This is a genomic window from Streptomyces sp. NPDC056128 (assembly GCF_042263835.1).
Classification (GTDB): Bacteria; Actinomycetota; Actinomycetes; order Streptomycetales; family Streptomycetaceae; genus Streptomyces.
On sequence record NZ_JBHJVQ010000002.1, the window covers coordinates 830,899 to 843,144 of the forward strand.

Sequence of the window (12,246 nt, forward strand, 5' to 3'; positions counted from 1 at the left end):
CGGTGACTGACTACGACGTACTGCGCGTCTTCTGCGCGCCGAACGGCGGATACGGCAATGAGCTGGGTGTCGTCCGGGAGGGCTCCGTGGTGCCCGAGGCGGGGCGGCGGCAGGCGCTGGCCGCGAAACTCGGCTTCAGTGAGACGGTGTTCGTCGACGACCCGGAGCGCGGTGTCGTCGACATCTACACGCCCACGCTGCGTCTGCCCTTCGCCGGACACCCCTGCGTCGGCACCGCCTGGCTGCTCGACGTGCCTGAACTCGTCACCCCGGCCGGGGTGGTGGGCGCCCGGCTGGACGGGGAGTTCAGCTGGATCGAGGCCCGCCCCGAGTGGGCCCCGCCGCGCACCCTGCGCCAGTACGCCACCGTCGCCGAGGTGGACGACCTGCCGGTGCCGCCGCCCGGGGAGTGGATCTATGCCTGGGCGTGGGAGGACGAGGCGGCGGGGCGGGTGCGGACGCGGGGCTTCCCGGGGCGGGGCGACGGTATCGACGAGGACGAGGCGACCGGTGCGGCGGCGCTGCTGCTGACCGAGCGGCTGGGCCGCGCCCTCAACATCACGCAGGGCGCCGGTTCGCAGATCCTCACCGCCCCGCAGCCGGAGGGCTGGATCGAGATCGGCGGGCGGGTGCGTCTGGAGCGGTGAAGACGCACGGCACCGCGCCTCCGTACGGGTGGAACAGCGTGTGCGCGCGGAGGCGCGGCGACCGCCACCGCCGACGGCTTCGACGGCCACGCGCGCGGTGACAGGCACGCCACCGCCTACGAGGGCCCGCTGCACGGCGACGACGACGCCACCTGCAGCCCCTACTTCGGCGCGATCACCACGGACAGCGCCGGTGACCTGTACTTCGGCGGCATCAAATGCCGTAGCGACGACTACGACATCGACTGAGACCGTCGTACGCCGGGGTCCGGGGCCGGATCAGGCGGACAGCGGGAACTCCTCGCCCAGCGCCCGGAAGACCGCCGTGTTCAGGGCGAAGGCACGCTTGCACTCGGCCACCACCCGCTGCTTCTCCAGGTCGTCCGCGCGGATGCCGTCGAGCAGTTCGCGGTACTCCCGCTTGAAGGCGGCCGGGTTGCCGATCTCCTCGAAGACGTAGAAGCGGACCCCGTCGCCCTTCCTGGCGAAGCCCCACGTCCGCTCCGCCTTGTCGCGGATGATCTGACCGCCGGACAGGTCGCCGAGGTAGCGCGTGTAGTGATGCGCGACGTACCCGGCCGGCCACTGCTCGGCGCACTCGCGCACCCGGGCGGCGTACTCCCCCGTCGCGGGCAGGGCGGTCAGCCCCGCACGCCAGTCGGGGCCGCGCAGATGGGCCAGGTCCCGCTCCAGCGAGGCCAGCCGCAGCAGCTGCGGACGGATGAACGGACCGGCCACCGGGTCCGACGCGAGGCGGTCGGCGGCGCTCTCCAGGGCTTCGTAGACGAACCACAGCTGCTCGGTGTAGCGCGCGTACGCGTCGACGCCGAGCCGGCCGCCGAGCAGGTCGCTCATGAACGTGGAGGTCTCGGCCTCCACGTGCTGCTCGTGCGACGCCGTGCGGATGAGGGTGGAGAAGGAGTCCATGGGCCGATTTTCTATGGTTAGGCTTACCTAAGTCAAGAGTCTTTCCGGCGGTCTGTCGGCAAAAGCCTACCCAGACATGCGAAGGCCCGCACCTCGAAGAGTGCGGGCCTTCACCGGGCGCGGTGGGGACTACGGGAGGGTCAGGATCTCCGCCCCCGAGTCGGTCACCACCAGCGTGTGCTCGAACTGGGCCGTCCGCCGGCGGTCCTTCGTCACGACCGTCCAGCCGTCGTCCCACATGTCGTACTCGTGCGTACCGAGCGTCAGCATCGGCTCGATGGTGAAGGTCATCCCGGGCTGGATGACGGTCGTCGCGTGCGGGCTGTCGTAGTGCGGGACGATGAGCCCCGAGTGGAACGACGTGCTGATGCCGTGCCCGGTGAAGTCCCGGACCACCCCGTACCCGAACCGCTTCGCGTACGACTCGATGACCCGGCCGATGATGTTGATCTGCCGGCCCGGCCGGACCGCCTTGATCGCGCGGGTCAGCGACTCCCGGGTCCGCTCGACCAGCAGCCGGCTCTCCTCGTCCACCTCGCCGACCAGGTACGTCGCGTTGTTGTCGCCGTGCACACCGCCGATGTACGCCGTCACGTCGAGGTTCACGATGTCGCCGTCGCGCAGCACCGTGGAGTCGGGGATGCCGTGGCAGATGACCTCGTTGACCGAGCTGCACAGGGACTTGGGGAAACCCCGGTAACCGAGCGTCGACGGGTAGGCGCCGTGGTCGCACATGTACGCGTGCGCCACCCGGTCCAACTCGTCCGTCGTCACACCGGGCGCGATGAGCTTCGCGGCCTCCTCCATCGCCCGCGCCGCGATCCGCCCGGCCACGCGCATCGCCTCGACGGTCTCGGGCGTCTGCACCTCCGGACCGGTGTACGGCGTGGGTGCGGGCTTTCCGACGTACTCGGGCCGCCGGATGTTTCCGGGCACGGAACGGGTGGGAGACAGCTCCCCTGGTACGAGCAGCGACTGGCCAGACATGCGAAGGAGTCTAACCAGCGGGCATGGGGGAACATGTCGGTGGCGAGAGGAGCTGGTCATGGCCCTGTTCAAGAAGCGCACGGTCGGCAAGCCGGGCGAGTGGTACTACTGCCTGGAGCACAAGAAGGTCGAGGAGGGCCCGGAGTGCCCGGCGAAGAACCGCTTCGGGCCGTACACCTCCCGCGCCGAGGCCGAGCACGCGATGCAGACAGCCCGCGAGCGCAACCTCGAATGGGAGAACGACCCCAAGTGGCACGACGCCCCCGCGGGCCGTCCCGACGACGAGTGACCGGACGCCTGATCAGGCCTCGGCACGGGGTCTGATCAGGCGTCCGGCGTGCGGGCGGCGGCCGCGCGTTTCTCGCGCAGCCGCACCGCGTGCTCGTTGGTCCGCACGTCGTACGTCATCATCGTCGGCAGGCACAGCGCCAGCAGCCCCACCGCGCCCGCGCACAGCAGCCCGCCCGACCACACCGACGCCCGCACCCCCGCGAGCGCGGCCGTGCCGCCCGCCCGGACCTGGCCCAGCTGCGGGCCCACCGAGTACGACAGCAGCTCGATGCCCGCGAGGCGCCCGCGCAGTTCGTCCGGGATGGTCTGGTTCCACATCGCACTGCGGAAGACGCCGCTGACCATGTCGCAGGCGCCGGCCAGGACGAAGCACAGCAGCACCAGCCACACGTTCCCGGCGACCCCCGCGGCGGCGATCGCCACACCCCACCCGGCCGCCGCCAGCACCACCATCCGCCCGTGCCGGTGCACCCGCGACGTCCACCCGCTGCTCACGCTCACCAGCAGCGACCCCGCCGGGATCGCCGCGTACATCAGGCCCAGCGACCACTCGGCGTCCAGCTCGTCCGCCAGGAACGGCAGCACCGCGAGCGGCATCGCCAGGAACATCGCCGCCAGGTCGACCGCGTACGTGCCCAGCAGCTCCTTGCGGCTCCACGCGTACCGGGCGCCCTCGGCGATCGCCGCCCACGACGGCTTCGCCGCCTCGTGCGAGGCGGGTGAGGAGGCCAGGCCCACCACCAGGGCCACGGAGGCGAGGAAGGTGACCAGGTCCACCGCGTACGCCCAGCCGAGGCCCGCGTACGCCACCACCACGCCGGCCAGCGCCGGTCCGGCGATCCCGCCGACCTGCCAGCGCAGCGCGTTCAGCGAGGCGGCGGCCGGCAGGTGCTCATGGGCGACGATCCGCGGGATCAGCGCGTCCAGGGCCGGGCGCTGGACCGCGCCGAGCGCCGAGGTGAGCGCGGCGATCACGTACAGCGGCCACACGGCGGGGCTCGGCATCAGCGAGTTGACCAGCAGCGCGGCGCACAGCACGCCCTGACCGGCCTCCGTCCACACGATCAGCTTCCGCTTGTCCCATGCGTCGGCCAGCGCGCCGCCGTACAGCCCGAACACCACCAGCGGCACCAGCTCCACGGCGCCGATCGCACCCACCGCCGCCGCGGACCCGGTCAGCTCCTTGATCTGCACCGGCAGCGCGACGAAGGTCAGGAAGCTCCCGAAGGTCGTGATCAGCCCGGCGACCCAGAGCCGCCGGAAGTCCCGGGAGGCCCGCCAGGGAGAGAGGTCGGGCAGCAGGGCGCGCAGGCCGACGGGAGCGTCGCCGGGCGCGGGGGAGGTCTCGGTCACGAGGAGCCATCGTCGGGCCGGGCGAAGAACGGCGGCAACCGGTTTTCCCGAGCCCCGCCACCGGCACCGGCTGGAGGAGGCCGGGCGGTGGCGCCGGGATCACCAGCCGGACGGAGGCGGCGCCGTCAGGTGGTCGGCCAGGCGGGACAGGCGGTCGCGGAAGCGGCGCCGGCCCCGGGGCGGCGGCACCGCGTTCTCGCCGGCCGCCGCGCTGACCAGGTGCTGCACCGTGTCCAGGTCCAGCTCGGCGCCGTCCGGCACGGTCAGCGCCTCGTGCGCCATCGCCGTCAGCTCCCGCTCGCCCGGGCCGCGGTCCGTGCCTAGCGACAGCACCGTCGCACCGGCCCGGCGGGCGTCGTGCACCCGTTCAAGCAGCGGGGCACCCGGATCCGCGGGCGTCACCACGAGCAGCGTCTCCCCGCGCCGGGCCGCCGCCAGCCGCCCGAGGCCCACCGCCAGATGCGCCGGGTCCGTGGGACGCGCGTCGTGCCGCACCAGCGTGGGCGCCAGTTCCGGCGTCCCCGACCAGGCGGCCTCGTCCACCAGGTGCGCCGCCAGATGCCACGGCTCCTGCTCGGCGGTGCCCACAAGGAGCAGTCCGCCCCCGTGCGGGACCACCGACCCCCGCAGCGCCCCCGCGAACCGCCGGGTGGCCCCCAGCCACTCGGTCCCGGCGAGCACTTCCCGCAGCAGCGCGACCCGTACGGCGTCCATGCGGCCGCATCCTGCCGCAACCCCGCCCGCCCGGTCCGGCGTTCGCCCCGGATTCGCCCGACCCGGGGATACGTGGGGAGGCCCGCCACCGGCGCCGAGACCCGTACGACCGTCGTGACCGGGGCGGACGTAGGGTCGGCCCATGACCTCTACCGACAGTGCCGCACAGAAGGCCCCCGCCAAGGACCCCTGGGACCTGCCCGACGTCTCCGGACTGGTCGTGGGCGTGCTCGGCGGCACCGGCCCGCAGGGCAAGGGCCTCGCGTACCGCCTCGCCAGGGCCGGGCAGAAGGTGATCATCGGCTCGCGCGCCGCCGAACGCGCCGAGGCCGCCGCCGCGGAACTCGGGCACGGCGTCGAGGGCGCCGACAACGCCGAGACCGCGCGCCGCAGCGACGTCGTGATCGTCGCCGTGCCCTGGGAGGGCCACGGCAAGACCCTCGAATCCCTGCGCGCGGAACTGGCCGGCAAGCTCGTCGTCGACTGCGTCAACCCGCTCGGCTTCGACAAGAAGGGCGCCTACGCGCTCAAGCCCGAGGAGGGCAGCGCCGCCGAGCAGGCCGCCGCCCTGCTGCCGGACAGCAGGGTCACCGCCGCCTTCCACCACCTCTCGGCGGTCCTCCTCCAGGACCCGGAGATCGACGAGATCGACACCGACGTGATGGTGCTCGGCGAGGACCGCGCCGACGTGGAGATCGTGCAGGCCCTCGCCGGGCGCATCCCCGGCATGCGCGGCATCTTCGCCGGACGGCTGCGCAACGCCCACCAGGTCGAGTCGCTGGTCGCCAACCTGATCTCCGTCAACCGCCGCTACAAGGCACACGCCGGGCTCCGCGTTACGGACGTGTGAGCCGATGGGGGACACTGGTGGGTGCCGCAGTACCCCGCGTCACCCGCACGTGTCCCCCGACAGGAGCCAGCCCCATGCCCCGCCTCGCCCTCTACGCCCTGGTCGTCTGCGTCCTCGCGGTGACCGCCGCCGTCGTCTCCTTCGCGCGGGGCAGCGTGCTGATCGGCGTCGTGTGGGTACTGCTGTCGGGGCTGTCGTCCAACATGTGCTGGTACTACGTCAAGCGCGGCCGGGACGCCCGCCGCGAGTCCGTCACGGGCTGAGCGCCGTCACCCGGCGACCGTGCACAGCTCGTCGGTCTGCCAGAAGCGGTACAGCTCGAAGCCGCAGTACGTGTCGATCTCGCCGATCCCCAGCCCGCGCAGGATCGTGTCGATCGCGTCGAAGAACACCCCGTTGACGGCCGGGATCCACAGCAGCGCGAACACGATCAGCAGCCCGAACGGCGCGAGCGGCTCCACCTGCCGCCGCACGTTGTACGACAGCCAGGGCTCGATCACCCCGTAGCCGTCCAGGCCCGGCACCGGCAGGAAGTTCAGGATCGCCGCCGTCACCTGGAGCAGCGCGAGGAAGGCCAGCGCCAGCCGGAAGTCGCGCGGCACGCCGTCCAGCGCGTCCAGCCAGAACGGCGCCGTGCACACCACGGCGAACAGCACGTTCGTCAGCGGACCCGCGGCCGAGATCAGACTGTGCCGCCACCGCCCCCGGATCCGCCCGCGCTCGATGAAGACGGCCCCGCCGGGCAGCCCGATTCCGCCCATGATCACGAACAGCACCGGTAGCACGATGCTCAGCAGGGCATGCGTGTACTTGATCGGATTGAGCGTGAGATAGCCCTTCGCGCCGACCGAGATGTCCCCGCTGTGCAGCGCGGTGCGGGCGTGCGCGTACTCGTGCAGGCACAGCGAGACGACCCACGCCGCCGTCACGAACAGGAAGACGGCCAGCCCCGGCTGCTCGGCGAACCCACTCCAGGTGGCCCAGCCCGTGACCGCGGCGACGGCGACGATCCCGAGGAAGACGGGACTGACCCGCCGGTCACTGGGGCGGGCGGTGGCGGTGGTCATGGAACTCCCTGGCACTCGAACACACGTAAGACCTGCGGGACTGCCCGACCGTACCGGGCCCGCCGGGAAAACGTCTCGCGGGTGCCGGGCGGTTCCGGAGACGGCCGTCGCACGCGCCGATGGCCGTCCCGTCGCGAGGGCGCCCCGCCGTGCCGCCAAAACCCCGTGACCGGCTCCGACCGCACCAGGGACAATGGGGCCCGTGCGCTATCGCATCCTCGGCACCACACAGGTACTCCGTCCCGACGGCACGGCCGTCCCGCTCGGCGGGGCGCGGCTGCGTGCGCTGCTGACCGTGCTCGCGCTCAGGTCCGGCCGCGCCGTGCCCGTGGGGCTGCTGGTGGAGGAGGTGTGGGACGGGGATCCGCCCGCCGACGCGCCGGGAGCCCTCCAGGCGCTGGTCGGGCGGCTGCGCCGGGCGCTCGGCGCCGACGCGGTCGCCTCGGCCGACGGCGGGTACCGGCTCGCCGCCGCCCCGGACGACATCGACCTGCACCGCTTCGACCGGCTGGTCGGCGAGGGCAGCCGCGCCCTCGCCGACGGCGACCCCGCGAAGGCGGCCGTCGTGCTCGACGACGCCCTCGCCCTGTGGTGCGGACCCGCCCTCGCCGACCTGCCCGACCGCACCGCCGAGGCGGCCCGCTGGGAGACCCGGCACCTGGACGCCCTGCGCGCCCGGCACACCGCCGCCCTCGACCTCGGGGCGGCCGAGCGCTCCCTGCCCGAGCTGACCGCGCTGTGCGACGGCCACCCCCTGGACGAGTCCCTCCAGACGCTTCGGCTGCGCGCCCTGCGCGACACCGGCCGCACCGCCGAGGCACTGGCCGCCTACGAGGCCGTACGGCACCTGCTCGCGGACCGGCTCGGCACCGACCCGGGGCCCGGGCTGCGCGCGCTGCACGCGGAACTGCTCGCGCCCGGGGAGCGGGTGACGCCCACGGCACCCGGCGACCGGCCCGCGCCCGCCGAGGCACCCCGCGCGGCGGCCGCCCGCCCCCGGGGCAACCTCCGTGCCCGGCTCACCTCCTTCGTCGGCCGGGACGCCGACCTGGAGTCCCTGCGCGCCGACCTGGCGACCACGCGTCTCGTCACCCTCCTCGGGCCCGGCGGCGCCGGAAAGACCCGCCTGTCGCAGGAGGCCGCCGAGGGCGCCGGGGACACCGCACAGGACGGCGTGTGGCTCGCCGAACTGGCCCCCGTCGACGACCCCGACGCCGTACCCGAGGCCGTGCTGACCGCCCTCGGCGCCCGCGAGACCGTGCTGTACGGCGCCGGTGCCGAGGAGATGCGCGCGGTCGGCGCCGACCGGCGGGCCACCGCCGTCGAGCGCCTCGTCGAACACTGCGGCCGGCGCCGCATGCTGATCGTCCTCGACAACTGCGAGCACGTCGTGGAGGCCGCCGCCCGCCTCACCGAGGAACTGCTCGCCCGCTGTCCCCACCTGACCGTCCTCGCCACCAGCCGCGAACCGCTCGGCGTACCGGGGGAGTCCCTGCGCCCGGTGGAGCCGCTGCCCGAACCCGCCGCGCTCCGGCTGCTCGCCGACCGCGGCGCCGCCGCCCGCCCCGGCTTCCGCCCCGACGCCGACGAGGACACCGCCGCCGCCTGCGCCGAGATCTGCCGCCGCCTCGACGGCCAGCCGCTCGCCATCGAACTGGCCGCGGCCCGGCTGCGCATGCTCACCCCGCGCCAGATCGCCGACCGCCTCGACGACCGCTTCCGCCTGCTCACCTCCGGCAGCCGCACCGTCCTGCCCCGCCAGCAGACCCTGCGCGCGGTCGTCGACTGGTCCTGGGACCTGCTGGACGCCGACGAGCGGGAGGTGCTGGGCCGGCTCTCCGTCTTCGCCGGCGGCTGCGACCTCGCCGCCGCCGAGGCCGTGTGCGGGCCCGCCGCCCTGGACGCCCTCGGCTCCCTCGTCGACAAGTCGCTCGTCGTGGCCACGCCCGTGACCGACCGGCAGACCGGCGAAGGGATGCGCTACCGGCTCCTGGAGACCGTCGCCGAGTACGCGGGCGAACGCCTGGACGAGACCGGCGGCCGCGCCGCCGCCGAACGCGCCCACCTGACGCACTACCGCGAATTCGCCCGCACCACGGACCCGTTGCTGCGCGGCCCGCAGCAGCTCGCCGCCATCGAACGGCTGGAGCGCGAGTACGAGAACCTGCGCACCGCCCTGCGCCATGCCATCGCCGAGCGCGACGAGCAGGAAGCACTGTCCCTCTCCCTGTCCCTGGCCTGGTACTGGCAGATGCGCGACCTCCGGGTGGAGGCCCGGAACTGGCTCGCCGAGATCATGGCCCTCGGCCCCGACCCCTTCGCCGGGCCGGTCCGCCCCGCCCTGCCGGTGTGGGAGCGGTGCACCGCCAACCCGCCCCCGATGACCGGCGAGACCCTCGCCGAGGCCCGGCGCGGCATCCACCTGGCCCATCTGGCCTGCATGGACACGGAACTGGACGCCTGGCAGAAACCGCAGGCCCAGAGCAAGCTGCGGGTCATCGCGGCGACGTACGAGCCGGGCATGCCGCAGACCTGCCACAGCCCCGGCCTGCTCTGGTTCTTCGCCGTCATGCTCACCGGCGACATCGACCGGCTGCGCGAGATCCAGGACGCCACCGTGCGGACCTGCCGGGAGACCCCGGGATACGAGTGGGAGCTGGCCGGCTGCCTCCAGATGCGGGCCAACATGCTCGCCAACCGCTCCGACTGGGCGGGCGACGCCACCCGCGACGCCGACGAGTCGCTGGAGATCTACGGCCGCCTCGGCGACGCCTGGGGCATGGCCGAGGCCCTCGCCGGACGCGCCGAGGCCCGCGAACGCACCGGCGAGTACGCGCTCGCCGCCGCCGACTACCGCACCGCCGCCGAACACGCCGAGCGGCTCGGCGCGCACGCCCAGGTGGACGTCCTCGACGCCCGCCTCGGCAGCGTGCTCGTGGAGGCGGGCGACGAGAAGGAGGGCGAGCGGATCCTGCGGGAGGTGATCGAGCGGACCCGCGGCACCGGTCACAACGGCGCCATGCCCGCCGCCCGGCTCTTCCTGGCCGGCCTGCTCGGCATGAAGGGCCGCACCGCCGAGGCGGGCGAACAACTGCGCTTGCTGCGCGAGGAGTTCACCATCGCGCACTTCGTGGTCTTCGACGCCTTCATCCTCGCCGGAGAGGCCTGGATCGCCACGCTGGAGGACCGGCACGAGGAGTGCCTGGCCAAGGTCCGCCAGTCCCTGGAGCGCGCCGAGGACCCACTCTCCGCGGCCATCGCCCCGCACATGCGGTCCGCCTACCTGACCATCGCCGCGATGGCGCTGGCCCGCGTGGACGGCGGGCGCCGGGCCGCGGACGGCGCACGGTGCGTCGGAGCCGCCGAGGCGATGCTGCCGCCCGGACACGTGTCGTCCGGCCTGGAGCGGGACGCGCACACGCGGGCCGTCGAGCGGGTCCGTACGGCACTCGGCGCCGAGGCGTACGACGCCGCGTACGCCGAGGGCGGCCGCCTCTCCCCCGGGGAGGCCACCGCCCTCGTATGACGCGTACGACGCGTACGTGGCTCAGCTCTTCGTGCGGAACTTGTGGATGGCGACCGGCGCCATCACCGCCGTGATCGCGACCGACCAGCCGAGCGTGATCCACAGGTCGTGGGCGACCGGACCGCCCACCATCAGTCCGCGCGCCGCGTCGGCGAGCGTGGACAGCGGGTTGTAGTCGGTGAAGGCCTGCAGCCAGCCCGGCATCGACTGCGGCGGCGCGAAGATCGAGGAACCGAACTGCAGCGGGAACAGCACCAGGAAGCCCATCGCCTGCACGGACTGCGCGTTCTTCAGGATCACCCCGAGGGTGAGGAACACCCACATGATCGACGAGGCGAACACCGCGGACAGCCCCACGGCCGCGAACAGCCCGAGCCAGTGGTTGATGTCGAAGCCGACCAGCACGGCGACGATCATCAGCACGGCGGTGGCGAACAGCATCCGCACCATCTCCACCGCGATCTTCGCGAAGAGCACCGAGCCGCGCCCGATCGGCAGCGAACGGAAGCGGTCCATGACACCGGAGTTGAAGTCCTGGCTGAACCCGGTGCCGACGCCCTGGGACAGCGTCATGCTCATCATCGCGATCATGCCGGGGATCACGTACTGCACATAGCCGTCCTGTCCGCCGCCCAGGGCCTGGCCGATCGACCCGCCGAAGACGTACACGAACAGCAGGGTGAAGACGACCGGCATCAGCAGCGCGTCGAACATCGACTCCGGGTCCTGCCGGATCCAGAGCAGGTTGCGGCGGACCAGGGCGCTGGTGTGACGCGCGTGCCCGCGCAGCGAGATGCGGGCGTCGTCGGTGGCTGTGGTGGTGGCGGCGCTCATACGGCGACCTCCTCGCGGGTCTCGGTGGGCGCGGGGTCCTGCGGGGCACTGGCGCGGTGGCCGGTGAGGGACAGGAAGACCTCGTCCAGGCTGGGCAGTTCGGTGGTGATGGAGCCGATGGTGATGCCGCGCGCGGTGACCGCGCCGACCACGGCGGTCAGCTGCTCGTCGCTCAGGATCGGCACCAGGACGTCGCCGCGCTGCGGGTCGACCGTGCTGCTGGCCAGCCCGGTGATGCCCAGCTCGTCCAGGAAGGCGGCGAGCGGGCGCAGTTGCAGCGGGTCGGCCGGGCGGACGCGCAGGGTGCGGCCGCCGACCTTGGCCTTCAGCTCCTCGATGCCGCCGTTCGCGATGACCTGGCCGCGGTCGACGACGGTCAGCTCGGAGGCGAGCTGCTCGGCCTCCTCCATGTACTGGGTGGTGAGCAGCACGGTGACGCCGTCGCCGACCATGCGCTTGACCTCGTCCCACACCTCGTTGCGGGTGCGGGGGTCCAGGCCGGTGGTCGGCTCGTCGAGGAAGAGGACCTTCGGGCGCCCGATCATGGACGCCGCCAGGTCGAGGCGGCGCCGCATGCCGCCGGAGTAGGTGGCCGCGGGCCGCTTGCCGGCGTCGGTGAGCGAGAACCGCTCCAGCAGTTCGTCGGCCCGGGCGCGCGACTCCTTGCGGGGCAGGTCCAGGAGCCGGCCGATCATGTACAGGTTCTCCCAGCCGGGGAGCTTCTCGTCCACGGACGCGTACTGCCCGGTGAGACCTATCACCCGCCGCAGCTGCCGGGGCTGCCGTACGACGTCGTAGCCGGCGACGTGCGCCTGGCCGGAGTCGGGTGCGAGGAGGGTGGACAGGATGCGGACGAGGGTGGTCTTGCCGGCGCCGTTCGGTCCGAGCACACCCATCACGGTGCCCTCGCGCACGTCCAGGTCGACACCGTCCAGCGCCTTGGTCTCGCCGTAGTGCTTGACCAGCCCCCGTACGGTGACCGCGCGGTCCGCGGCCGAGGGGTTGTCGTCGATTCGCTTCATGCCGACGACGTTGTCAGCCGTCACCGAC

Annotated in this window: 12 protein-coding genes; 5 read left to right on the plus strand and 7 right to left on the minus strand. The window is 73.2% G+C overall.

All coding sequences use genetic code 11. The annotated features are described in order from the left end of the window. Positions 1-2 precede the first annotated feature (2 nt). The gene (locus ACFC1X_RS07730; protein ID WP_376349650.1) at positions 3-647 is read left to right on the plus strand and encodes a PhzF family phenazine biosynthesis protein; all 645 of its coding nucleotides are present in this window, start codon (positions 3-5) and stop codon (positions 645-647) included. 279 nt (positions 648-926) lie between these two features. Here the strand turns inward: ACFC1X_RS07730 and ACFC1X_RS07735 are convergent, their stop codons facing one another. Together ACFC1X_RS07735 and map are read right to left on the minus strand one after the other, a co-directional pair. Then, the gene (locus ACFC1X_RS07735) at positions 927-1,574 is read right to left on the minus strand and encodes a heme oxygenase (biliverdin-producing) (protein ID WP_376349652.1); all 648 of its coding nucleotides are present in this window, start codon (positions 1,572-1,574) and stop codon (positions 927-929) included. Between the two features lie 129 nt (positions 1,575-1,703). After that, complete coding sequence (gene map, locus ACFC1X_RS07740; protein ID WP_376349654.1) at positions 1,704-2,561, minus strand: type I methionyl aminopeptidase; 858 nt, start codon at positions 2,559-2,561, stop codon at positions 1,704-1,706. Positions 2,562-2,619: 58 nt separating this feature from the next. On the opposite strand from map, the gene ACFC1X_RS07745 reads away from it, so the two are divergent. Next, positions 2,620-2,850, plus strand: coding sequence for a hypothetical protein (locus ACFC1X_RS07745; protein WP_376349655.1), 231 nt, complete (start codon positions 2,620-2,622; stop codon positions 2,848-2,850). A 35-nt stretch (positions 2,851-2,885) separates the two neighbouring features. On the opposite strand, the gene ACFC1X_RS07750 is transcribed toward ACFC1X_RS07745, so the two are convergent. Beyond that, positions 2,886-4,205 (minus strand): MFS transporter, encoded by a 1,320-nt coding sequence (locus tag ACFC1X_RS07750; protein ID WP_376349657.1) that lies wholly within the window; start codon positions 4,203-4,205, stop codon positions 2,886-2,888. Between the two features lie 99 nt (positions 4,206-4,304). Continuing rightward, positions 4,305-4,919: a hypothetical protein gene (locus ACFC1X_RS07755; protein WP_376349659.1), complete on the minus strand. Its 615-nt coding sequence runs from the start codon at positions 4,917-4,919 to the stop codon at positions 4,305-4,307. 142 nt (positions 4,920-5,061) lie between these two features. On the opposite strand from ACFC1X_RS07755, the gene npdG reads away from it, so the two are divergent. Further along, positions 5,062-5,769, plus strand: coding sequence for an NADPH-dependent F420 reductase (gene npdG, locus ACFC1X_RS07760; RefSeq protein WP_376349661.1), 708 nt, complete (start codon positions 5,062-5,064; stop codon positions 5,767-5,769). Positions 5,770-5,843: 74 nt separating this feature from the next. Then, the gene (locus ACFC1X_RS07765; protein ID WP_376349663.1) at positions 5,844-6,032 is read left to right on the plus strand and encodes a hypothetical protein; all 189 of its coding nucleotides are present in this window, start codon (positions 5,844-5,846) and stop codon (positions 6,030-6,032) included. A gap of 6 nt (positions 6,033-6,038) precedes the next feature. On the opposite strand, the gene ACFC1X_RS07770 is transcribed toward ACFC1X_RS07765, so the two are convergent. Next, positions 6,039-6,836 (minus strand): site-2 protease family protein, encoded by a 798-nt coding sequence (locus ACFC1X_RS07770; protein ID WP_376349664.1) that lies wholly within the window; start codon positions 6,834-6,836, stop codon positions 6,039-6,041. A gap of 193 nt (positions 6,837-7,029) precedes the next feature. Between ACFC1X_RS07770 and ACFC1X_RS07775 the strand changes: the two genes are divergently transcribed. After that, the gene (locus ACFC1X_RS07775; RefSeq protein WP_376349666.1) at positions 7,030-10,362 is read left to right on the plus strand and encodes a BTAD domain-containing putative transcriptional regulator; all 3,333 of its coding nucleotides are present in this window, start codon (positions 7,030-7,032) and stop codon (positions 10,360-10,362) included. Positions 10,363-10,383: 21 nt separating this feature from the next. On the opposite strand, the gene ACFC1X_RS07780 is transcribed toward ACFC1X_RS07775, so the two are convergent. Further along, positions 10,384-11,196: an ABC transporter permease gene (locus tag ACFC1X_RS07780; RefSeq protein ID WP_376349668.1), complete on the minus strand. Its 813-nt coding sequence runs from the start codon at positions 11,194-11,196 to the stop codon at positions 10,384-10,386. Beyond that, entirely contained in the window at positions 11,193-12,218 is a 1,026-nt protein-coding gene (locus ACFC1X_RS07785; protein WP_376349670.1) for an ATP-binding cassette domain-containing protein, read from the minus strand. The genes ACFC1X_RS07780 and ACFC1X_RS07785 overlap by 4 nt, the downstream gene beginning before the upstream one ends. Between the last annotated feature and the right edge of the window lie 28 nt (positions 12,219-12,246).

Bases quoted from the DNA above. Each gene is read 5' to 3' on its own strand.
- ACFC1X_RS07735 (WP_376349652.1), bottom strand. From the start codon at position 1,574: ATGGACTCCTTCTCCACCCTCATCCGCACGGCGTCGCACGAGCAGCAC.
- map (WP_376349654.1), bottom strand. From the start codon at position 2,561: ATGTCTGGCCAGTCGCTGCTCGTACCAGGGGAGCTGTCTCCCACCCGT.
- ACFC1X_RS07745 (WP_376349655.1), top strand. From the start codon at position 2,620: ATGGCCCTGTTCAAGAAGCGCACGGTCGGCAAGCCGGGCGAGTGGTAC.
- ACFC1X_RS07755 (WP_376349659.1), bottom strand. From the start codon at position 4,919: ATGGACGCCGTACGGGTCGCGCTGCTGCGGGAAGTGCTCGCCGGGACC.
- npdG (WP_376349661.1), top strand. From the start codon at position 5,062: ATGACCTCTACCGACAGTGCCGCACAGAAGGCCCCCGCCAAGGACCCC.
- ACFC1X_RS07765 (WP_376349663.1), top strand. From the start codon at position 5,844: ATGCCCCGCCTCGCCCTCTACGCCCTGGTCGTCTGCGTCCTCGCGGTG.
- ACFC1X_RS07770 (WP_376349664.1), bottom strand. From the start codon at position 6,836: ATGACCACCGCCACCGCCCGCCCCAGTGACCGGCGGGTCAGTCCCGTC.
- ACFC1X_RS07775 (WP_376349666.1), top strand. From the start codon at position 7,030: ATGGGGCCCGTGCGCTATCGCATCCTCGGCACCACACAGGTACTCCGT.
- ACFC1X_RS07780 (WP_376349668.1), bottom strand. From the start codon at position 11,196: ATGAGCGCCGCCACCACCACAGCCACCGACGACGCCCGCATCTCGCTG.
- ACFC1X_RS07785 (WP_376349670.1), bottom strand. From the start codon at position 12,218: ATGAAGCGAATCGACGACAACCCCTCGGCCGCGGACCGCGCGGTCACC.